Source organism: Actinomyces gaoshouyii, from assembly GCF_002072175.1.
GTDB classification, from domain to species: domain Bacteria; phylum Actinomycetota; class Actinomycetes; order Actinomycetales; family Actinomycetaceae; genus Actinomyces; species Actinomyces gaoshouyii.
In genome coordinates this window covers 145,512-167,224 of record NZ_MVIV01000002.1, presented here as the reverse complement: position 1 = coordinate 167,224, position 21,713 = coordinate 145,512, and the positions used below count along the sequence as shown (strand labels likewise).

The 21,713-nt window shown below is 68.9% G+C and carries 15 protein-coding genes; 7 read left to right on the top strand and 8 right to left on the bottom strand.

The window, feature by feature from the left end:
• Positions 1–180 precede the first annotated feature (180 nt).
• The 4 genes from B1H50_RS02475 (at position 181) to B1H50_RS02460 (ending at position 6,034) form a co-directional block, all read left to right on the top strand.
• Positions 181–1,194: a phosphatase PAP2 family protein gene (locus tag B1H50_RS02475; RefSeq protein ID WP_080462205.1), complete on the top strand. Its 1,014-nt coding sequence runs from the start codon at positions 181–183 to the stop codon at positions 1,192–1,194.
• Between the two features lie 413 nt (positions 1,195–1,607).
• A complete protein-coding gene (locus B1H50_RS02470) occupies positions 1,608–2,963 on the top strand; it encodes a hypothetical protein (protein WP_143231748.1) in 1,356 nt (451 codons plus the stop codon).
• Positions 2,964–3,034: 71 nt separating this feature from the next.
• Positions 3,035–4,696 (top strand): SpaH/EbpB family LPXTG-anchored major pilin, encoded by a 1,662-nt coding sequence (locus B1H50_RS02465; protein WP_080462203.1) that lies wholly within the window; start codon positions 3,035–3,037, stop codon positions 4,694–4,696.
• 117 nt (positions 4,697–4,813) lie between these two features.
• Complete coding sequence (locus B1H50_RS02460; RefSeq protein WP_229657836.1) at positions 4,814–6,034, top strand: class C sortase; 1,221 nt, start codon at positions 4,814–4,816, stop codon at positions 6,032–6,034.
• 367 nt (positions 6,035–6,401) lie between these two features.
• On the opposite strand, the gene B1H50_RS02455 is transcribed toward B1H50_RS02460, so the two are convergent.
• Positions 6,402–8,075 carry a sensor histidine kinase gene (locus B1H50_RS02455; RefSeq protein WP_373284803.1) on the bottom strand — a complete coding sequence of 558 codons (1,674 nt, stop codon included), beginning with the start codon at positions 8,073–8,075 and terminating at the stop codon, positions 6,402–6,404.
• Positions 8,072–8,866, bottom strand: coding sequence for a response regulator transcription factor (locus B1H50_RS02450; protein WP_080462202.1), 795 nt, complete (start codon positions 8,864–8,866; stop codon positions 8,072–8,074). Before B1H50_RS02450 ends, B1H50_RS02455 begins: the two co-directional genes overlap by 4 nt.
• Positions 8,867–9,004: 138 nt before the next feature.
• Here B1H50_RS02450 and B1H50_RS02445 point away from each other — a divergent pair, with 138 nt between their 5' ends.
• The 3 genes from B1H50_RS02445 to topA all read left to right on the top strand — a co-directional run bounded on the left by B1H50_RS02445 (position 9,005) and on the right by topA (position 14,978).
• Positions 9,005–10,357: a PAS domain-containing protein gene (locus B1H50_RS02445; protein ID WP_080462201.1), complete on the top strand. Its 1,353-nt coding sequence runs from the start codon at positions 9,005–9,007 to the stop codon at positions 10,355–10,357.
• Positions 10,358–10,549: 192 nt separating this feature from the next.
• A complete protein-coding gene (locus tag B1H50_RS02440) occupies positions 10,550–11,896 on the top strand; it encodes a diguanylate cyclase (protein ID WP_080462200.1) in 1,347 nt (448 codons plus the stop codon).
• Positions 11,897–12,038: 142 nt separating this feature from the next.
• Positions 12,039–14,978 carry a type I DNA topoisomerase gene (gene topA, locus B1H50_RS02435; protein ID WP_095532455.1) on the top strand — a complete coding sequence of 980 codons (2,940 nt, stop codon included), beginning with the start codon at positions 12,039–12,041 and terminating at the stop codon, positions 14,976–14,978.
• A gap of 32 nt (positions 14,979–15,010) precedes the next feature.
• On the opposite strand, the gene B1H50_RS02430 is transcribed toward topA, so the two are convergent.
• The 6 genes from B1H50_RS02430 to argF form a co-directional block, all read right to left on the bottom strand.
• Entirely contained in the window at positions 15,011–15,616 is a 606-nt protein-coding gene (locus tag B1H50_RS02430; RefSeq protein WP_080462198.1) for a TetR/AcrR family transcriptional regulator, read from the bottom strand.
• Positions 15,617–15,744: 128 nt separating this feature from the next.
• Positions 15,745–17,130, bottom strand: a complete 1,386-nt coding sequence (locus B1H50_RS02425) for an MFS transporter (protein WP_080462197.1) — start codon at positions 17,128–17,130, stop codon at positions 15,745–15,747.
• A 95-nt stretch (positions 17,131–17,225) separates the two neighbouring features.
• On the bottom strand, positions 17,226–18,254 hold the full coding sequence (locus tag B1H50_RS02420) for a DMT family transporter (protein ID WP_229657837.1): 1,029 nt from the start codon (positions 18,252–18,254) through the stop codon (positions 17,226–17,228).
• A gap of 156 nt (positions 18,255–18,410) precedes the next feature.
• The gene (locus B1H50_RS02415; RefSeq protein WP_080462196.1) at positions 18,411–19,538 is read right to left on the bottom strand and encodes a serine/threonine protein kinase; all 1,128 of its coding nucleotides are present in this window, start codon (positions 19,536–19,538) and stop codon (positions 18,411–18,413) included.
• A gap of 146 nt (positions 19,539–19,684) precedes the next feature.
• Positions 19,685–20,650, bottom strand: coding sequence for a carbamate kinase (locus tag B1H50_RS02410; protein ID WP_080462195.1), 966 nt, complete (start codon positions 20,648–20,650; stop codon positions 19,685–19,687).
• A gap of 3 nt (positions 20,651–20,653) precedes the next feature.
• Complete coding sequence (argF, locus tag B1H50_RS02405) at positions 20,654–21,664, bottom strand: ornithine carbamoyltransferase (protein ID WP_080462194.1); 1,011 nt, start codon at positions 21,662–21,664, stop codon at positions 20,654–20,656.
• Between the last annotated feature and the right edge of the window lie 49 nt (positions 21,665–21,713).

Sequence of the window (21,713 nt, the reverse complement as noted above, 5' to 3'; positions counted from 1 at the left end):
GTCGGTCGCCCCTATACCCGAGACCGGTCGATATCAGGAGCGAGACCGGTCCGCGGACCGGTCTCGCTCCTGATATCGACCGGTCTCGGCGAGGGGGGATGGGGTGCGGGGTGGTGTGCGCCACGGCGAATCGCGATACCCGAGCGCCACCGCGGTGCGGCCGGGATTTAGCATCGTTGGATGCGATCCCCCCGACCGGCCCAGAGCGCCCCGGCGCACCCGCGCGCCAAGGGTCTCGCCCTGGCGGTCGCGTGCTTCACCGGTCTTGTCGTGCTGTGGTGGGCCTTCGTGGACACCTTGCCGGGCCAGTTCCTCGAGGCCGCCGCTCTGGCGGGCTCGGAGATCGGCTCGCACCGGGTGGACGGGCACGCGCGCGTGGTCCTCTCGGCCATCTCAATGCCGGCGGCGGTGCTCCTCGTCGTTGTCATCCTGCTGGTCGGCCTCCTGCGACGCAGTCACCGGCGCGCCAGCTGGGCCATTATCGCCGTCATCGGGGCGAGCGCCAGCGCGCAGATCCTCAAGCACTGGATCCTCTTCCGCCCTGACCACGGCATCACCGCGCGCTGGGACAACGCCAACACGCTCCCCTCGGGGCACACCACGATGGCGGCGTCGGCCGCGGTGGCGCTCATCCTCCTCGTGGATGCCCGCTGGCGGGTTCCCGCCGCCTGGCTCGGCGCGGCGATGACGGTGGCCATGGGCTATTCGACGCTGGTGCGCCAGTGGCACCGACCGGCAGATGTCGTGGCCGCCGTGCTGCTGGCGGTGGGCTGGGGCGCCCTCGCGGTCGCCGGTGGCGCGTGGAGTGACGGGGAGTCCCCCTCCCATGCGTCCCCCGACGACATCGCCGATCCCGCCAGACCCGGCTTCGTCCCCAGCCTCGCGCATGAGGAGCGGGACGACGGAGAGTCGAGGCGGCAGACGCGCAGGGGCCCCTACGGCCGTGGGAGCGGTTCCGCGCCCAGACTGACGGCGCTGTGGATCGTCGGCGCGCTCTGCGCCGGTATCTCCCTCGCCCTGGGCCTGTGGGTGCTGACCCGCATGGGCTCGCCCCTGGGGCGAGGGGAGTACTTCGCCTCCTACGCCACCGGATCGGTCGCCCTCGTGGCGGCGAGCTGCCTGTCCATGGCGGGGCTCGTGGCGCTCGTGCCCGACGACGACGCCCGGGCTTCGCTGCCCCCGGAGACCCCTTAGGTCTCGGCTCGCGGCCGGTCGATCGTCGTCGGGGCGCCCTGGGCGACGTTGGGCGGCGACGGCGGTGATCCGGACCGCGTGCCGGCGGGGAGAGGACGGTGACGCTCCCGGGCTCGTCGGCGTCCGGCGTCGGCGGGGGAGACCTCGACGAGGGGTCCGTTGCTGCAACGAATGGCACAATATGATCGGACGGATCGTTGGAAAAAGGCCGGTAAATCGCATTGATCGGCGAGTTTTGAGACTATGAAGAGATGACATTGTGATGTATCGATACAGCAAACTCTGATGCTGGGGGCGAGTAGGGCTGCCTAGGCTCATTCGAGCACGTCATCGCGGTGCCGTATCCCCGGCGGCGCCCGGTCCTCCAGCAGAACGGTTCTTCATGCTCACCAGATCCGTCCACGCGGCGCGCCATGCCCGGAGGCGCTCAGCTGTTCTTCTCGTCCCCCTGCCCCGGCGGCATGGGGTCGGATTGTCCTGGGATCACCTACTGCGGCGACCTGTCCGTCTCCATGGCGCAGGGGCAGATTCGCGTGAGCTTCCCCTGGAAGGAGATCGACACCTCGAACTCCCGGTGCTGTATGCAGTTTGATGAGGAGGGGGAGATCATCCTCGGCGGCCCGGCGTTCGTCAGAGGCAAGGACGTCCACGACAAGAAGGGCCGAGACTGCTCTGTCGATCAGCTGGTGATCGCCTCCGACCGCTCGACGACGTCCTGGACGGACCCGAGTACCGGGATCAGGTACAAGCTGCGCTTGCGGGGCTTTGCCGCTAACGCCGCCAATGCCACCTGCAAGGCGACCCCGGACGGGGCCACAGCCGCGCTGGAGGACCGCTTCACCGCCGAGGCGAGCGCCGCCACTGATCCCAGGACTTATGAGCTGCTCGCCCCCAACGGCGCCGCGAAGATCCAGGAGAACGCGGTGTCCCCCGCCTACACCCCTACGGCATCCGGCTGGAAGCTAACGGTGGTGAGCTGCACATACGGCTCCGACAAGAAGCCGCTCATGCGCAGGGACGGCAAGCGCCTCGATCAGTCCGACTCGGTGGGCCTGGTCGACCGCACGCTCCGGCTCGATGAGACCGAGCTCGCTGCGGCCCCGGCGCCTGGTGGCAAGGGCGGCAGCCGCGTCCTCACCGCTCAGGTCGCCTTCAAGGTGGATCCCAATGCTCAGGGTGATACCGCCACTGATTACATCTGTGGCGCCGCGCGCGCCGATGGCAAGCCCTTCGGCCCAGTCAACGTCGTGTCCATGACGGGCGACACCGACGGCGGGAACAGCAACACCGGCTGCGTCACCGCCAAGGAGCAGCGCGCCTTCTCCGCGAGCGAGGCGAGCGGCCAGGGGAGCGCGCTCAGCGTGTCCTACCGGATCTCCGTGGTGAATATGGGCGCCATGGTCTGCTCCAAGGACGGAATCTTCACCACGGCGGCTCTGACGATCAACCGCGAGTACCGGCTCGTGGAGACGAGGGCCCCACCCGGGCACCAATTCCTGGCCAGGCCCGTGCGCATTCGCGTGACTGACACGGATGTCACCGTGCTCAACGGAAATGAGCTCGGTGCGCCCACCGCTGTGGCATCCGTCTCGGATGCCGCCTCCGGGATCACTAATACCCTGGCGATCAAGGATATCGAGGCGGCCGCGCTGCCCCTGTCTGGTAGTCACGGGATCATTCCGAATGTGCTTGTGGTCGTCCTCGCTATTGGTGCTGCTTGTACACTCGCCCTGTTCTCCTTCATCAGGCGTCGGAACGCGTCTCGGTGAGGGCAATGGCTCGGCCTTCCTGGGTCTGAGTTCCCCATCCATCCCTTCATCCACGAGATATTGGAGATACCATGAGTTCCCAGAGGACGCGCCGAGGCGCGGGATTCTTCGCCGCCGCCTGCGCGGCGAGTGCGCTTGTCATTCCAAGTGCGCTGGCGGCCCCTGCCGACCCGAATCAACCCGCCGCAGCGACTGTTCAGAAGGATGCTGACACGACTCTCACCATTCACAAGTGCGAGCAGACGGATACCAACGGCACTGCTGCTGGCACAGGCTTGCAGCAGGCTCCGGCCGACTGCAACGCGATGGAGGGCGTGACATACAAGATCACCAAACTCGACTACAACTTGAGTACTCAGGAGGGCTGGACCCAGCTCGCGGCCGCGAAAGGCGATGTCAACACGGCGAGCGCTGCTCACAAGACCAGTACCACCTTTGAGGGCAAGACCGCTGCGGATGGCACCCTCACCTTCGACGCCAATAAGACCGATGTCGGAGCCTATCTCGTCCAGGAGATCAGCACCGCTGGCGCCAAGGTCCACCGCGGTGGTGCGACCGACGATGCCAAAGGCGCTATTCCCGGCGCCGACTTCATCGTCACCCTGCCGATGACGAGCCCGGGCAACACCAATGCTTGGAACTACGACGTCCACGTCTACCCGAAGAACACCCTCTCCGGAATCGAGAAGAAGGTTGTGGACACCGGAAAGGCCTCTGGTTCCGGGAACAGCCTCGAGTACACCATTGATGCCGCTATCCCGAAGGTGAATGTCGCCGGCGGTGAGACGATCAAGCGGTTCAATGTCATCGATCAACTCGACCCCCGCGTTCAGAAGGGGACGGGAGTTGATCAGCTCAACCCGCGCGTCGCGATTGTCGGGACGAACGCGCAGGCGCTCACTGCCGACACGGACTACACCGTCACCGTCGCTGCGGGCAACGACGACAAGAACTACCTCACGGTCGATTTCACCGCTGAGGGTCTGAAGAAGATCGCGACAGCCCGCGCTAACGGAGACAACACCACGAAGGTCCAGGTGATTCTCACCGCCACCTTCGCCGCGGACACGAGCCTCGACGGCGGTATCTCCAACACAGCGTTCCTCATCCCCTCGGACTCCCCTGAGTTCAACTGGGACAAGGACCGCCCGACCACTCCTGGAACGAACATTCCGGGCACCGACCCCGTCGTGAGCAAGTACGGCAAGGTCGAGCTGAGCAAGAAGGGCTCGGACACCGACAACCTGCTCCCGGGCGCCGAGTTCCAGATCTACCAGTGCACGTGGGACGGCAACAAAGACACCACTCCACAGCTGAGGGACTCCGACGCCACTGACGCGACCGCCCTCACGCCGCTCACGGTCAAGAACGCCAGCACCTTCATCACCCAGGACAACGGTAAGGTCGTCGTCGACGCTCTCCGCGCCAACGACTGGGAGAACGGCGCCACTAAGCAGCTGACCAACGACGACTACTACTGCTTCGTCGAGACCAAGGCCCCCGAGGGCTACACCCTCCAGGCCGAGCCGGTTCCCTTCCGGATCCTCGCCGCCTCCGCGGATAACAAGGATGAGATGATGGCAGTGGAGATCACCGATGTCCCGAAGAACGCGGGCTTCCACCTTCCGCTCACCGGTGCCTCCGGCGTCGTCTTCCTCACGGTCGTCGGCGGGCTCCTCGTCCTGGCCGGCGCCGGCATCGCCTACGTGAACAAGCGCCGTCAGAACCACTGATCACCACTGACAACAGGCACTGACACCGCCTGAGCGACCCGGTGCCGGGGAGGCGAGGGATCGCCTCCCCGGCACCGGGGCGCTTTCGACCCGCCCCCACCCGTCCAGGAGCAGCAGATGAGCACCGGCCTCGACGCCCCCACCGCGCTGCGGTCAGCCGACTCCGAGGCATCGCGGCCGTCGCGCTGGCCCGGACTGCCCCTCAAAGAGCAGATGACCGGCGGTGCCCCGGACAACGGCCCCGCCAAGAGCCTCGAGGCCACCGAGATTGCTGGCGCCGCTGGGACCTCTGATACCGCCAACGCCGCCGAGGTCGCCTCCCACTCCCGTCGCCGCCACGGCAAGCGCTGGGGCTCCCGCCGGCGCCTCATGACGATCCTGCCCGTCGTCCTCGTCCTCATCGGCGTCGGCGTGCTCATCTACCCCGTCGTCGCGACCCAGCACAACAACGCCGATCAGCAGCGCCTCGCGGACATGTACACCTCGCATGTCGAGGAGGCCGGCGAGAACGTCGTCGCCCAGCAGCAGGCCGCGGCCGAGGAGTACAACGCCCATCTCGAGTCCTCCCCGATCCTCGACCCCTGGCTCGAGTCCCAGCGCCCGGACACCCCCCAGTACCAGGAGTACCTCAACCAGCTCAACATCGATGAGGTCATGGGCCGCATCGTCATCCCCTCCATCCACTCCGACCTGCCGATCTACCACGGTACGCAGACCGACACCCTCGCCAAGGGCATCGGGCACCTCTTCGGGACCTCCCTGCCCATCGGCGGCACCTCCACCCACTCCGTGCTCACCGGCCACACCGGCCTGGGCACCGCCACCCTCTTCGACCGCCTCACAGACCTCAAGAAGGGCGACTCCTTCTACATCTCCGTGCTCGGAAAGACCCTCAAGTACGAGGTCACCGACATCCAAGTCGTCCTCCCCAGCGAGACCGAGTCGCTCAACCAGGTGCCGGGCCGCGACCTCGTCACCCTCATCACCTGCACCCCCTACGGTGTCAACACCCACCGCCTCCTCGTCACCGGCGAGCGCGTCCCCATGGACCCCGCCACCGCCGACTCCGAGATCGCCGCCGCTACACCGGCCCCCATGCAGACCTGGCAGGTCATCATCATCTGGGCGGTCGCCATCATCCTGACGATCCTCGTCCTGTCCATCGCCACCGCTCTGTGGCGCCGTCGTCGCCGCGCCGCTGAGAAGGCCGCAGACGTGCCCGCGAAGGGCGGCCCCGAGGAAGAGGCATCGGCCGATGACGAGAGCGCAGCCGATGTCTCAGAGGCCTCAGCGGACGCTCCAACCGACGACACGCGCCCCACCGACAACAGCGCCTGACCTTTCGGCGCCATCTACACCCACGGGTGTCCTTCGCGTCCACTGGTGCGGGCAGGACGCACCAATGGGTGCGAATAGCACCGTGCCGTTCAGTGCGGGATGCGCCGCTGGCGCCTCCGTGGGCGCCCAGGCCGCACCCGCCGGCTCGTCGGGTGTTGTCTGTTGGTCGGGGTGTCTGGCCGGGTACGCCGCCGCCTGGTCGCCGACGTGCGCAGGGGTTGCCGACGTGCCCGGGAGGCGCGTCGGCAGCCCCACCGCGCGTCCACAACCCCCGAGCACGTTGTCGGAGGTGCAAGGAATGAGGGCGGAGAAAACGGCTCGGCGGGTGAGCGGACATGGTTGACGCGATCGCTCGCCTGGTTCGGGCCTACTCGACGTCGGCGGCCGGCAGCTCCACGGTGAACACCGTCCCGTGGTCGGCCTCATCCGTGCTCGACTCCACCGTGAGGGCGCCTCCGTGCGAGACGACGATCGCCAGTGCGATCGACATGCCCAGGCCCGTTGAGCCCGTCGAGCGCTCCCTGGAGGCGTCCCCGCGGGCGAATCGAACGAAGATGCGATCCCGCACGGACTCCTCGATCCCCGGGCCGTTATCCGCCACCCGGATCACCAGGCGCTTGCCCTCCCGCTTCAGAGTGGTGGTCACGCGCGTCCCCGCGGGCGTGTGCACCCGGGCATTGGCCAGCAGGTTGACGATCACCTGGCGCAGGCGCGCCTCCTCGCCCCCCACGATCGCGGGAGCGGGTTCGAAGTCCTCGGCCTCCTCCTCGCTCATGCCCTCCGGGGGGGTCAGGATCGCCAGGTCGAGGGACCACTCGTGATCAGGGCCGGCCGCCCGGGCGTCGGCGACGGCGTCGACGAGGATCCCCACCAGATCCACCTCCTCGCGGGCCACGGGGCGTCCGGAGTCGAGCCTGGCCAGCAGGAGGAGGTCCTCGACGAGTGCTGTCATCCGCAGGGACTCCGAGTGGACCCGGTCCAGCGCGTAGGAGGCCTCCTCCGAGAGCCCGAGCGGGCCCGCCGTCCGGCCCGCGGCTTCAGGCGCGCCGGTTCCGCCAGGGTCCTGCCGCTCCCCGCTCCCGCGTCGGATGAGCTCGGTGTAGCCGCGAATCGAGGCCAGGGGGGTGCGCAGCTCGTGGGAGGCGTCGGCGACGAACTGGCGCACCTGCGTCTCCGAGCGCTGGCGGGCCGCCAGGGCGGCCTCGACATGCCCCAGGAGCGTGTTGAGGGCCCCGCCGACCTGGCTGACCTCCTGCGAAGTCGCCAGGTCGGCGTCGTCGACCCGCTCGTTGATGCTCACCTCGCCGTGGGCCAGGGGCAAGGAGGCGACGCGCTGGGCCGTGGACGCCACCCGCTCCAGGGGCGCCAGCGAGGAGCGCACGAGGGCGCGGCCGCTGAACGCCGCGATCGCCGCACCCGCCAGGGCGATGAGCCCGAGGAAGAGGATCTGGTCGCGCACCAGGTCGTTGTCCTCCTCCATGGACAGGCCCGTGATCACCTTGTCCCCGGTGCGGCTGTCGTGGCCCACGAGCACCCTGTAGTCGCCGAGCGAGTCGATGCGCGCACTCACCGGCTCGCCGGTCTCCTCCAGGTCCAGCAGGGAGGAGACCTCCGCGGCGCTCAGCGCGCGATAGCTCCCGTCCTCGCGGATATAGCCGGCTGTGATCGCACGGGACGCGGCCGGGGCGCTGCCATCCGCCTTCTCGCCGGCGACGACGACGGTCAGCGTTCCCACCCGCTGCCCCGCCGCGTCCAGGCCCTTGGGCACCGGGGGGTCGTCGTCATCATCGGGGGGCGCGGGGCGCATCCCGTTATCCGCCTCGTCCTCATCGGACCGCTCCTCCAAGGCCTGCTTGGGGACGTCCCCGTGGCGCCGGAACTCGACGCGGCTCGCGGCCGCCCGCACCTGGCTGTCGAGGCGCTCGATCAGGCCGTTGCGCAGGGAAAGCGTGGAGATGGTGCCGATGACGGCGGCCATGACGAGGACGATGCCCAGGACGCCCGCGACCAGGCGCGCGCGCAGGCTGCGGGGCCCGCTCACCCCCGGGCCCCGGCGCTCGCGCCGCCCGGGGCCGCTGAGCTCACCGCGCCGTCGGAGTGCTCCTGGGCCTCGGCGGGCTTGAGGACGTAGCCCACGCCGCGCATCGTGTGGATCATCGGCTCGCGACCCTTGTCGATCTTGCGGCGCAGGTAGGAGATGTAGAGCTCAACGATATTCGCCTGGCCCCCGAAGTCGTAGTTCCACACCCGGTCCAGGATCTGGGACTTGGACAGCACGCGGCGGGGATTGCGCATGAGGAAGCGCAGCAGCTCGAACTCGGTGGCGGTCAGGCGGATCTCGGTGCTGCCGCGCCAGACCTCGTGGGAGTCCTCGTCCATGCGCAGGTCGCCGACCGTCAGGACGTTGGCCGGCTCGGCGGCCGAGGCCCCGGAGCGGCGCAGCAGGGCGCGCAGCCGGGCCACCACCTCCTCCAGGGAGAAGGGTTTGGTGACGTAGTCGTCACCCCCGGCGGTCAGGCCTGCCACGCGGTCCTCGACCGCGTCCTTAGCGGTCAGGAACAGCACGGGGACACCCGGGGTGTGGTCGTGGATGCGGCGCATGACCTCCAGCCCGTCGAAGTCGGGCAGCATGATGTCCAGGACCACGACGTCCGGCTGGATCTCCTTGGCGGTGCGCACCGCGGATACGCCCGTGGAGGCGGTCGTCACCTCCCAGCCCTCGTAGCGGAGGGCGGACGCCAGGAGATCGGCGAGCATTCGCTCATCGTCGACGACGAGGACGCGCACCGGGGAGCCGTCGGCTCGGATCAAGGGATCGGCGGGAGTACTCATGCCCCTATCCAACACTCCGAGCCTGTGTCGGCGCTGTGAAACTGTGACCATTTCCGGGAGGGCTCAGGCTGTCCTCACTCGGAGGGGATGGGGCAAGATGGGGCCGATCCCTCATATGCCCTGAAGGAAGCAACTGCAGTGGAAACGATCATCGGGAACCGCCGCCATTTCGACGCCGAGGACGTGTTCTTCTCCTCGACGGACGACAAAGGCGTCGTTCGCAGCGCGAACGAGACATTCTTACAACTGGCGCGCTACCCGCGCGAGGAGATGATCGGCGCCCCGCACAGCATCATCCGCCACGACGACATGCCGGGCGGCCTGTTCAAGCTCATGTGGGACGATCTCACCGCGGGCCGCCCCGTGGGCGCCTATGTGCTCAACCGCGCCAAGGACGGGCTCGACTACTGGGTGTTCGCCACCGTGACCCCGACCTCCGGCGGCTACGTCTCCGTGCGTACCAAGCCCCTGGACGATGCCGTCTTCGCCACGATCGGCGAGGCATACGGCCGGGTGCGCGCTGCTGAGCGCGAGTGCATGGACTCGGGCGCCAACCGCCGCGAGGCCGCTGAGCGCGGCGCCGAGCTGCTGGCGGAGGAGCTGGCCTCCCTCGGCTACGACTCCCTCGCCGCCTTCGGACGGGCCGCCCTCGCCTCGGAGGCCCAGCGCCTGCTGGCCGAGGGCGTGAGGGTTCCCGCGCGCGAGGGGGCCGAGGGCCCCGCGGTCGAGATCCTGGGTGCGGCCCGCCGCGTCGAAGTCTCCAGCGACAGCCTCGTGGACCGCATCGGGGACTTCCGCGAGGTCGTCTCCGCGCTGGGCTCCTGGCTCGACGGCGCAGGGTCCATCCGAGACCGCGCCCAGCGCATCGCCGTGCTCATGCGGACCCTGACCAGCAAGGATCCGGAGTCCTCCGCGCCTGGGCTGGCCGAGCGGATCATCGAGCGCTCCGAGCGGGCCGCCACCGCCGTGACCGGGCTGAAGGACTCCGTGGCCTCCTTCGCCGACGCCATGGCGTCGATGGCCTTCAGTATGGCGCTCATCCGCCTGCACACCCTCGTGCTGGGCGCCTACGCCGCCTCCGTCGTCGACGGGGCCGAGGCCGACGCCCCCTGCGCCATGCGCGAGCTCGTGCAGGGCCTCGAGGCGGACCTGGGCTCTCTGGGCCCGGTGCGGGACGTCGTCGAGACCCGGGTCGGCGAGCTCGAATCGGCCATGGCCTCCGTCGTGTCCGACCTCGATCGGACGCGCCGCCCCTACGACCGCTGGCTGCGCGCGCTCACTGACGAGGGCGCCGTCCTCAGTGAGGGCGCCGAGGGGGACGTGGCCGCTCTCATGGAGGAGGCCGGGTCCCTCTCCGAGCAGGGCTACCCGGAGATGACCGACCTGGCGAACCTCGCCGGGCGCTACCGGGGCCTCGACCTGAGCATCGACGACGAGGCCCTGGGCGGCGCCGTCGAGCGGATCCGGGCCGCTCTCGCGGCACTCGGCTAAGCGCTGCGCCGTCGCCGCGCTGCTCTTCACGACAGCTCCCGCACCGTCTGGATAACGATTCGGTAGCAGTATTGAGGGGTTTTGCAGGAAGTCGTGTCCGAAAAGCGACCTTCGTTGGTAGGTTCCTGTCATGCCGACGTCTCCCCGCGCTCGTCGGCTTCTTCCCTGGTGCAGCAGAAAAGGACATCTACGATGGAATCGCAGATCGGCTACGAGAGATTTTTCGACCCTGAGGACATCTTCTTCTCGACCACCGGCCCCAAGGGCGTCATCCGTCGTACGAATCGGACCTTCGACTCCCTGTCGCGCTATTCGCGGGAGCGCCTCCAGCGCGCGCCGCACAGCATCGTCCGCCACCTGGATATGCCCGCCGGCCTGTTCAAGCTCATGTGGGACGATCTGGGCGCCGGGCGGCCCGTGAGCGCCTACGTCCTCAACCGCGCCGCCGACGGCGTCGACTACCGCGTCTTCGCAACCGTCGTCCCGATCCGCGGCGGCTTCCTCTCCGTGCGCACCAAGCCTCTGCGCGAGGACGCCCGGCGCGCCATCGAGGAGGCCTACCGCCGCGTGCGGGCCCGTGAGCGCGAGTTCGCCGGCCGGGGGGCCTCCCGTTCCCAGATCGGTGAGATGGGTGCCGTCGAGCTCGCCATCGAGCTGGCCGGCCTGGGCTATCCCGCGCTCATCGACGCCACCCGCGCTCTCCTGCCCGCGGAGGTCAGCGCCCTGGTCTCCGCGGGTGTGCGCGTGCCGGACGCCGCCGGCGTGAGCGGGCCCGTCGCGGACATCCTGCGCGCCGCTGCGGACCTCGAGCGCTCCACCAACCGCCTCGTCTTCCAGCTCGAGGAGTACTTCAGGCTCCTGGGCTCCCTGGAGGCAACGAGGGAATCGATGCTCCAGGTCGCCGAGCGCGTCGAGCTCACCGGTCGGGTCCTGGGCGCCCAGGACCGCACCTCCTGGCAGCGCATGCGCAGTGACGAGATCGCCGAGCGCGTCGTCGAGTTGTCCGGCCGGGCCGCCCCCGCCCTGCGGGCGCTGCCGCAACGGATGAGCGCGGCGCGTGACGGCGTCCTCGACCTGCGCTTCTCAGTGGCCCTCATGCGGCTCATGACCCTCATGGTCGGGCGCTTCTCCCGCTCGATCCTCGACGGCAGTGAGGAGGACCCGGTCGGTTCCATCTCCGACCTGTGCGAGTCCCTGGACTCTGTCGTCGGCGCTATGGACGCCGTCTGCGCCCGCGCCCGCCAGGCCGCGGAGGCCCTCGACGCCGATCTGCGCGCCGTCACCCCGCAGATCGACCGGATCACCCGGCGCACCCGTCAGTGGGTGGATGACAGAGCCGCGACGCGCGCCGTCGACCCGGCCGGCACCATCGACCGGGATATGCGGGAGGTCCGCTCCTTCGCCCAGCAGGGTGCGCCCGAGGTGCGGCCGATGGCGGCGCTGGCCGCCGAGTGCCGCACGATCGACCTGCCCTTCGACTCCGCCGCCGCTCACCGGCTCATCGGTTCCATCGTCACCGCGCTCGGCCAACTGTCCTGACTCCGGAAGATCCCCCCGGCAGGGCGGGGATCGTCGGGCGCCGATGGGTTAGAGTCGGTTCGGGCGCCCGCAAGGGGCGTCGAGGTTGTGCCGTCCGCTGATGCGCGCACGGCGGTTTTCCAACGTCGCAGGAAGGTTCCCCGTGCCCCGCAAGCTCGTCATCGTCGAGTCCCCCAACAAGGTCCGCTCGATCGCCGGATACCTGGGCCCCGATTACGATGTCGAGGCCTCCGTGGGCCATATCCGCGACCTCGCCCAACCCTCAGAGCTGCCCGCCGAGGAGAAGAAGGGCCCCTACGGGCGCTTCGCCGTCGACGTCGAGGACGGGTTCAAGCCGTATTACGTCGTCAACCCCGACAAGAAGAAGACCGTCACCCAGCTCAAGAAGGCCCTCAAGGAGGCCGACGAGCTCTATCTGGCCACCGACGACGACCGTGAGGGCGAGGCCATCGCCTGGCACCTCCTGGAGGTCCTCAAGCCCAAGGTGCCGGTCAAGCGCATGACCTTCACCGAGATCACCAGGGAGGCGGTCACCCGCGCCCTGGACTCCACGCGGGACATCGACTCCCACCGCGTGGACGCCCAGGAGACCCGCCGCATCCTCGACCGGCTCGTCGGCTACGAGGTCAGCCCCGTTCTGTGGCGCAAGGTCCGCGCGGGCCTGTCCGCCGGGCGCGTGCAGTCCGTGGCCACCCGCCTCGTGGTGGAGCGCGAGCGCGAGCGCATGGCCTTCGTGCCCGCCGGCTACTGGGGCGTTGAGGCCCGCCTGAGCACGGGCCTGAGCGGGCTCGATGCGGCCGCCCGCGCTGAGGGCTCCTTCACTGCCCGTCTGGCCGCTCTCGACGGGCGCCGCGTGGCGACCGGGCGCGACTTCACCGACAGCGGCGAGTTGACGGCGTCGGCCCGCAAGGCGAGCACCGTCCACCTCCACGAGGGCGCGGCCAAGGCCATCGCCGAGGCCGTTATGCGCGCCGTCCCGCGCGTGGCCGAGGTTGAGGAGAAGCCCTACAAGCGGCGTCCTGCTGCTCCCTTCACCACCTCCACCCTCCAGCAGGAGGCCTCCCGCAAGCTCCGCATGAACCCGCGTGAGACCATGCGCGTGGCGCAGGGCCTGTACGAGAACGGCTTCATCACCTACATGCGCACCGACTCCACGGTGCTCTCCGGCCAGGCCGTGGCCGCCGCCCGCGCGCAGGTCGCCGAGCTCTACGGGCCCGAGTACGTGCCCGCCAAGCCGCGCGTCTACGCCACGAAGACCAAGGGCGCCCAGGAGGCCCACGAGGCCATCCGGCCCGCCGGCGACCACTTCCGCACCCCTGCGCAGGTCAGTGGAGAACTCAGTGGCGCGCAGTTCCGCCTCTACGAGCTCATCTGGAAGCGGACCGTCGCCTCCCAGATGGCCGACGCCGTCGGCTCCACCGCGACCGTCCGCGTGGAGGTGCCCCTGGCGCCCGCCGATGGCGGCTCGCGAGACTCCGGGCAGACCTTCTCCACAGCCTCCTTCACCGCCTCGGGCACCGTCATCACCTTCCGCGGATTCCTGGCCGCCTACGAGGAGGGGCGCGATGCCGAGCGCTATTCCGAGGCCGTGGCGGGCAGTGCCGGTGAGGCCGGCGGCAGCGGTGAGGCCGGCGGCGCTGCTGGGGCGGGCACCACGGGCAGTGGCGCCGGAGGTGGGGGCGCGAAGTCGCGTGAGACGCGCTTGCCCGCCATGATCGCCGGGCAGGCGCTCGCCGCCCTCGGCGCCGAGGCCGCCGGGCATGAGACCACGCCGCCGCCGCGCTACACCGAGGCCTCCTTGGTCAAGGCCCTGGAGGAGCGCGAGATCGGTCGCCCCTCCACCTACGCAGCCACCATGTCCACCATCTCTGACCGCGGCTACGTGGATCACCGCGGCCAAGCCCTCGTGCCCACCTGGCTGGCCTTCGCCGTCACCCGCCTGCTGGAGGAGAACTTCGCCGAGCTGGTGGACTACGACTTCACCGCCTCCATGGAGGCCGACCTCGACCGTATTGCTGCTGGGGAGGCGGATCGGGGTGCTTGGTTGGCCCGTTTCTATTTCGGGGCTGATGGGGCGGGTTTGTCGGATGCTGTGGGGTCCGTGGAGGATGCTGGGAGTGTTGGGGGAGGGGGCCAGGATGGCGAGCGCAGCTTGCGCGCCATGCTTGACAGCCTTGGGGAGATCGATGCTCGGGCTGTTAATTCCGTGCCGATTGGTGAGGGCATGACCCTGCGGGTGGGGCGCTACGGCCCCTACCTGGAGGATGAGGAGGGCAAGCGCGCTAACGTGCCCGCCGACCTTGCCCCGGATGAGCTGACGGTCGTCAAGGCGCGTGAGCTGTTCGAGCGGGCTGCCGATGATGGCCGTGAGCTGGGCACGGACCCCTCTACAGGGCACACGATTATCGCTAAGGATGGTCGTTACGGGCCCTATGTCACGGAGGTGCTGCCCGCCCCGGAGGGCGGGGCCGACGCGCAGGAGGCGACGGCGTCGGGGGCGAAGAGGAAGCGGGGCGCGAAGAAGGCCGCCGGGCCCAAGCCGCGCACGGCGAGCCTGCTGAAGTCCATGGACCTGTCCACCGTCACCCTGGAGCAGGCGCTCGACCTGCTGAGCCTGCCGCGCGTGGTGGGCCAGGACGCTGAGGGCGTGGACATCACCGCGCAGAACGGGCGCTTCGGGCCCTACCTGAAGAGGGGGACGGACTCGCGCTCCCTGGCCAGTGAGGAGCAGATCTTCACGGTGACCCTGGAGGAGGCGCTCGCGCTCTTCGCCCAGCCCAAGACCCGCCGTGGTCAGGCCGCCGCGCGCGGGCCCCTGCGCGAGCTGGGCACGGACCCGGCCACCGGCAAGCCCGTGGTCATCAAGGACGGCCGCTTCGGCCCCTATTTCACGGACGGCGAGACGAACGTGACGCTGCGCCGTGGCGACGACCCGGCCACCGTGACCCCGGAGCGCGCCTACGAGCTCCTCGCCGAGAAGCGCGCCAAGGGCCCGGCCAAGAAGCGCACCACCCGCAAGACCGCCACGAAGAAGACGACGGCGAAGAAGAAGTCCACCTCCGCCGAGACCGGTCGAAAATAGGAGCGAGACCGGTCCGCGGACCGGTCTCGCTCCTATTTTCGACCGGTCTCGGCGAGGGCGCGAACGAGGGCGGCCGCGGTCTCGCGCACGTCGCGGCACTCGGACAGCGCGGTGACGGCGGCGCCGTCGACGACCGCGATGATGATCTCGGCCGAGTAGCGCAGCGAGAAGCTTTCCGCAATGCGGCTGATGGCGGCGTTGAGCCGCTGGCGCCCCTCGCGGTAGGCCGATCCGACAGGCGCCGAGGCGCCGGCGGAGATCAGCTGGAGGTAGTGGCCGAGGTACGGGCCGCTCTTCGGCAGAGTGGCGCGCAGCAGGTACTCGATCCGCTCATCGGGGTCGGGCCGGTGCTCCAGGGCCTCGACGGCGTCGGCCACCCGCTCCGCGCGCGCGGCCCACAGGCTGATGTTGAGCGTGCCGGCCTGGTGGAGGAGGTCATCGAGGCCGTCGAAGTAGTACGTGGTGGCCGACAACGAGCACCCGGCGCGCTGGGCCACGGCTCGATGAGTGACCTCCTTCGGGCCGGATTCGCGGATGATGGCGGCCGCGGCGTCGATGATCGCCTGCTTGCGGGCCTCCCCCTTGGCGGTCGACGCCTTCTCCCGCCGGTCACTGGTCACGTCCACGGCGCTGCACATGCTGACACGATAAGGCCAAAACGGCGCCGTTGGGATGTGAATCGAGATGACGGCGTGTGAGGAGACCCCCGGGACCTGCGAGATCTCGTGCCCGTCGGCCGCCCGCCGTCGGCACGGGGCGAGGCCGCTCAGTGGGATGACGTGCAGGCCGGGGACTTCGGGCCCTCCTGGATGAAGGCGGTGAGGTCGGCGTCGGAGCGCTCCGGTGCAACGATCATCGCGCCCAGCGCGGCCAGCGCGACGACGCTGAGGTAGACCGCGGGTGCCAGGGGGGAGCCGGTGACGGATATGAGCCAGGTGGCGAGGAAGGGTGCCGTGCCGCCGAGGAGGGCGTTCGCCGTGTTGAAGGACAGGGCGAAGCCGGAGTAGCGCACCTCGGTGGGGAAGGACTCGGCGAGGAAGGTGGCCAGGGTTCCGTCGTTGGCGGTCAGGATGACCGCGAAGAGCAGCTCGCAGGCGAGGATGACCCAGATGTTCCCGCCCTCCATGATCCAGAACAGCGGCACCGACAGGGCGATGAAGGCCACGCAGGCGCCGATGAGCATCGTGCGTCGCCCCACGGTGTCCGAGAAGTGCCCCATGAGGAAGACCGAGGAGATATAGCCGCAGAGCATGGTCGAGGTCAGCAGGTTGGAGATGCCCTCCCCGATGCCGATCTCCTCCTGCAGGTAGGTGGGCATGTAGCTCAGCAGCAGGTAGAAGCCGACGGCGTTGAGGCAGGAGACTCCGAAGGCGATGGCTACCGTCCGGCCGTGCCTGCTCAGCACATCGAGCACGGGCGTGCGCCGCGACGGTCCGGAAGCGGCCTCGAGCTGCGCGTTCATCTCCTGGAAGGCGGGGGAGTCCTCCAAGTGCACCCGGATGTAGCGCCCGATGATGCCCAGGGGGCCGGCAAGCAGGAACGGGATGCGCCAGCCCCAGGACTCCATGGAGGCATCGTCGAGGAGCCAGTGGAGCAGAGCCACCAGGGTCGAGCCCGCGAGCAGCCCGGTCGCCGTGGAGGCGGGCACGAGGCAGGTGTACAGGCCGCGCCTGCCCGCGGGGGCGTACTCGGCCAGGAAGGTGCCCGCGCCCGCGTACTCGCCCGAGGCGGAGAATCCCTGGACGAGGCGCAGGAGCAGCAGGAGGACGGCGGCGCCCAGGCCGATCATCGAGTACCCGGGCAGGAAGGCGATGAGGAAGGTGGAGCCAGACATGATGAGGATCGACCACGACAGCGCCCAGCGCCGTCCGAACCTGTCCCCCCAGGCCCCCCAGACGACGGCGCCGACGGGCCGCAGGAGGAAGGACATCGCGAAGACGGCGAAGGTAGACATGAGCTGGACGGAGGAGTCGCTCTCGGGGAAGAAGACCTTGCCGATGACGACGGCGAGGTACCCGTACGAGGCGTAGTCGAACCACTCGATGAAATTGCCGATGAAGGACGCCGCCGCCGCTCGGCGCACCGTCGCCCCCCGGGTGCTGCTGCTGATCGCTGTCGAGGGGGGAGGAGCGGTACTGCCGTCGGTGGTCATGGGGTGCCTCTTCCGGGTTCGTGGACTGTCAGGCTTGTTCAGTGGCGACGGCCGCTCCTCGTGCCATGGGAGGGCGGGAGCGGCCGTCGATGAGTTCAGGCGGTAGCGACAGAGCGTTTACCGGCGCGAGCGAGGGCATCGACGATGATCGGGGCGAAGCCTCCGCCCACGATCAGGGCTCCACCGATCATACCGATAGGGGTCAGCTGCTCGTGGAAGATCAGCATGCCGCAGATGACCGCTACCGGGCACTCCCAGTAGGAGATCGTGGACATCTCCACGGCGGGCAGGTTCCTCCCGGCGACCACGAGGAACCCGAGTGCGACCAGTCCGCTGAAGATGAACAGCAGTGCGGCCGAGCCCCAGTTGGAGCCGGTGAATGCGCTCACCCCGTGCCAGGGGCGCAGGATGAGCGCCATGCCCAGCGCCGCGACGGAGGCCCACACGAAGTTCCATGCGCCGCGGACGATGGAGTCCACGTCCTTGCGGTACCCGTTGAAGAACAGGGCCATGCCGTAGAAGACGCCGGAGAGCAGGCCCAGGAGGTCCCCCAGGGTCTTCTTCGGGTAGTCGGAGGAGCTCACTGACAGGTCCAGCCCGAAAGAGAACGACCCGTCCGTGTAGTCGATGATCCCGATCGTCATCAGCATGCCGATGAACACGATGAGCAGGAAGAGGCCGCTGAGCGGGCTGATCCTCTCCTTGCGGAAGATCCTCGCCAGGATCGTGCAGAACAGCGGTCCGGTGTAGATGAGGAAGACGGCGTTGGCGATCGTGGTCAGCAGCGTGGAGGAGATGTAGCAGCCCAGGGACAGGCCGATGGAGATCCCTCCCATGACGATGGCGGGACTGAGGCGCGTGGCGCGGAACAGTGCGGTCTTGCGGGTCACGAGGAGCAGGACGGTGAAGCCCACCAGTCCCGTGAGCATACGGCCCGAGGCGAGGAAGGAGCCGATGACGGCCTTGTCGTCAGGGATGAGGCCATCGGTGGCGCCCCGGCTGAACGTTCCCACCAGGCCCATGCCTGTGGCGGAGATGATCATGGCGATGGCGCCGAGCCTCTTGTCCATGACGTAGGTGGAATCGGCGGCCTTGAGGTCAGGGGTGGTCGAGGTGTCGTTCATGGGGGTGCGTCCTATGCGTCCTTGCACGTGGTGGATCCGGTTCAGGCGTCTTTGCCTGGAAGGCCCCGGCGGGCACAGGGACCGGGCGCGATCGCCTGGTCAGGTGGATGGCCCCCGGGGGCCGGTGGGAGGACCGGCCCCCGGGGACTCGGTGCGTCAGACGAGGGTGGGGTCCTCGACCTGGTTCGGGAAGTAGTCCTCGCAGCCGCCCTCGCGGTAGACGTCCGCCGTCGCGCAGTGCAGGGCACCGCCGAACGGGTAGGCGTCGCGGAACGGGACGGGGATGACGTTCATGCCGAGCTTGTCCATCTGCTCCATCTGGTGGACCTCGCTGGCCTCGCAGATGACGGTCTTGTGGTCCAGGACCAGGCAGTTCATGGACAGCCACACCGAGGAGTAGCACAGCGGCGGCGGGGTCTCGTGCGCCGGCATGGCGGCGTCGACGATCTGCCAGTCGTTGGCCTCGAAGATCTTCCTCTGCTCCTCGGGCAGGCGACGGTGGGGGTTGTTGATGATGAGCCCCGGCCGCAGCGGCACGAAGGTGGCGTCGATGTGGATCGGGTAGGGGTCACCCGGGAAGTTGACGGCGTGGATGCGCAGGTCCGGGTAGTACCGCTTGAACCACTCCATCGCGGTGCGGTTGGTGGTCAGGCCGTGCTGGATGAACAGGTCCTTGCCCAGCCGCAGGACGTCGGCCGCGTCCCACATGGGCTCGGCCTCGGTGGTGACGAAGTCCTTCGCGGCGGTGCGCTCGAGGCGCTCCTCCAGAGAGATCTTCTCGTCGTAGTAGTTGTGCTTGTAGGAGGCGTCGGTCAGGCGCGGGCGGGGGGCCTGCGTCCACTTGAACTCCGGGTCCTCGTCGAAGTACTTCTTCATGAGGGGCCAGTAGGCCAGGTACTCGAAGTAGCGGCAGCGGAAGGAGTTGGCCGAGGCCATGATCTCGTTGCCGATGGTCAGCAGGATGTCGCGGGGCGGCATGCAGGTCATCATCGAGTCGGTGCGGAAGTCCGGGGTGATGACGGGCTGGTTCCACTGCAGCGGGGTCGGGCGGTCGACGATGACGCCGTGGTCCTCGCAGACCTTGGCGAGGTAGTCGAGCTGGGCGTTGGCCTTCTCGACGGTCTCCGTGGGGCGGGGGCCCCACATGCCGCGCATCTCGGAGTCGATCGGCACCTTCTCGCTGGTGGCGGGCTCCTCGGGCGGGATGACGGAGAAGTCGGCGCGTCCGACGATGACGTGCTTGAGGGGGTCGAAGTCGTTCCACGAGTTCACGATCTTCGTCATGGAAGAATCACTCCTTTGTGAGTGCGGCGGTTCGCCGCGGGTATCGATGCATCGAATGGATGGTTGACGTATCCGCTTAGCGGAAGGGAGACCTCCTTCCTGGGGCTCGTGGGCGTGCCGGGCGCTGACGGCCGATCGGCGCCCGGTCAGTTGGTCGTGCGGTCGGGGACCGGCGGCCGGATGTCGTCCGGCCCGCCGTAGTTCCCGCCCGGGGTCACGATCGTCCCGGAGGTGCCCTCGATGATCCCGATGGCGTCCTCGAGGCGGCCGATGGCGGCCATGTCGCCCGTGAGCTCCACGAAGCGGCACACGGCCTCCACCTTGGGGCCCATGGAGCCCGCGGGCAGGTCCATGGCGCGCAGCGAGGCCGGGGTCGCGCGGTCGACGCGCTTGGCCTCGGGCGTCCCGAATCCCTCCTGGACGCCGTCGACGTCGGTGAGAATGAGCAGGGCGTCGGCGTCGAGGTGCTCGGCGAGGACCGCGGCGGTCAGATCCTTGTCGATGACCGCCTCGACGCCCTGGAGCTTGCCGTGCTCATTGCGGATGACCGGCACGCCCCCGCCCCCGGCGCAGATGACGACGGCGCCCGCGTGGAGGAGGGCCCGGGCCATCCGGGTCTCGATGACGCGCTGGGGCCTGGGCGAGCCGACGACGCGGCGGTAGTGCTCGCCGTCCTTCTTGACCGTCCAGCCCTTCTCGGAGGCCAGTCGGTTGGCGGTGGCCTCGTCGTAGACCTCGCCGACGAACTTCGTCGGGTTGGCGAAGGCCGGGTCGCCCGCCAGGACGAGGGTCTGGCTCACCAGGGAGGCGACCTGCCTGCCCGGCAGGGCGTTCTGCATGGCCTGGAGGAGCCAGTAGCCGATCATCCCCTGGGTCTCCGCGCCCAGGGTGTCGAAGGGGTAGCACTCGCTCAGGCGGTCATCATTGGCGGACTCCAGGGCGAGCACGCCGACCTGCGGGCCGTTGCCGTGGGTGATGATGAGCTCGTGCTTCTCGGCCAGCAGGGCCAGCTGCTTGGCTGCTGACCGCACGTTGGCGATCTGGGTGCGGGCGTCGGGCTTGTCCCCCCGGCGCATGAGGGCGTTGCCGCCCAGGGCAGCGACAATGCGCATGGGTCAGTCCTCCCAGTCGCCCAGGGTGGCGACCATGACGGCCTTGATGGTGTGCATGCGGTTCTCGGCCTGCTGGAAGGAGACGTTGCGCTCGGTCTCGAAGACGTCGTCGGTGACCTCCAGGCCGTCCATTCCGGTGGCCTCGAAGAGCTGCTGGCCGACCTTCGTGTTGCGGTCGTGGAAGGCCGGCAGGCAGTGGAGGAACTTGACGTCGTCATTGCCGGTGCGCTTCACGAGCTCGCCGTTGACCTGGTAGTCCTTGAGCAGGGCGATGCGCTCGTTCCAGACCTCCTTGGGCTCGCCCATGGAGACCCACACGTCGGTGTAGAGGTAGTCGACGCCCTTGACGCCCTCGTCGACGTCGTCGGTGATCGTGATGCGGGCCCCGGAGGTGGCGGCGAGCTCCTCGGCGATGGCCACGACCTCGGCCTCGGGCTGGAGCTCCTCGGGCGCCACCAGGCGGATGTCCATGCCGACCAGCGCGCCGGAGACCAGCAGGGAATTGGCGACGTTGTTGCGGGCGTCGCCCAGGTAGGCCAGGGAGATCTCGGTGATCGGCTTGTCCACCAGCTCGATCATGGTCAGCTGGTCGGCGAGCATCTGGGTGGGATGCCAGGCGTCGGTCAAGCCGTTCCACACGGGCACGCCGGACAGCTCGGCCAGGGTCTCGACCTTCGCCTGATCGTCACCGCGGTACTCGATGCCGTCGTACATGCGCCCGAGCACGCGGGCGGTGTCCGCCACGGACTCCTTGTGGCCCAGCTGCGAGCCGGAGGGGTCGAGGTAGGTGGTGTGGGCGCCCTGATCGGCGGCGCCGACCTCGAAGGAGCAGCGGGTGCGCGTGGAGGTCTTCTCGAAGATGAGGGCGATGTTCTTGCCCTTGAGGCGCTGGACCTCCTTGCCGGCCTTCTTGTCCGCCTTGAGTTGGGCGGCGAGGTCCAGCAGGCTCATCCACTCGGCGGTGGTGAAGTCCGTCTCCTTGAGGAAGTGGCGGTTGTGCAGAGGGTGGGTCATGTCGATCCGTCCTTCATCGGAATTGAGGTGAATGTGGGCGATGGGAGGA

Coding starts and splice junctions, on each gene's coding strand:
- B1H50_RS02475 (WP_080462205.1), top strand. CDS start 181: ATGCGATCCCCCCGACCGGCCCAGAGCGCCCCGGCGCACCCGCGCGCC.
- B1H50_RS02470 (WP_143231748.1), top strand. CDS start 1,608: ATGCCCGGAGGCGCTCAGCTGTTCTTCTCGTCCCCCTGCCCCGGCGGC.
- B1H50_RS02465 (WP_080462203.1), top strand. CDS start 3,035: ATGAGTTCCCAGAGGACGCGCCGAGGCGCGGGATTCTTCGCCGCCGCC.
- B1H50_RS02460 (WP_229657836.1), top strand. CDS start 4,814: ATGAGCACCGGCCTCGACGCCCCCACCGCGCTGCGGTCAGCCGACTCC.
- B1H50_RS02450 (WP_080462202.1), bottom strand. CDS start 8,866: ATGAGTACTCCCGCCGATCCCTTGATCCGAGCCGACGGCTCCCCGGTG.
- B1H50_RS02440 (WP_080462200.1), top strand. CDS start 10,550: ATGGAATCGCAGATCGGCTACGAGAGATTTTTCGACCCTGAGGACATC.
- B1H50_RS02430 (WP_080462198.1), bottom strand. CDS start 15,616: ATGTGCAGCGCCGTGGACGTGACCAGTGACCGGCGGGAGAAGGCGTCG.
- B1H50_RS02425 (WP_080462197.1), bottom strand. CDS start 17,130: ATGACCACCGACGGCAGTACCGCTCCTCCCCCCTCGACAGCGATCAGC.
- B1H50_RS02420 (WP_229657837.1), bottom strand. CDS start 18,254: ATGAACGACACCTCGACCACCCCTGACCTCAAGGCCGCCGATTCCACC.
- B1H50_RS02415 (WP_080462196.1), bottom strand. CDS start 19,538: ATGACGAAGATCGTGAACTCGTGGAACGACTTCGACCCCCTCAAGCAC.
- B1H50_RS02410 (WP_080462195.1), bottom strand. CDS start 20,650: ATGCGCATTGTCGCTGCCCTGGGCGGCAACGCCCTCATGCGCCGGGGG.
- argF (WP_080462194.1), bottom strand. CDS start 21,664: ATGACCCACCCTCTGCACAACCGCCACTTCCTCAAGGAGACGGACTTC.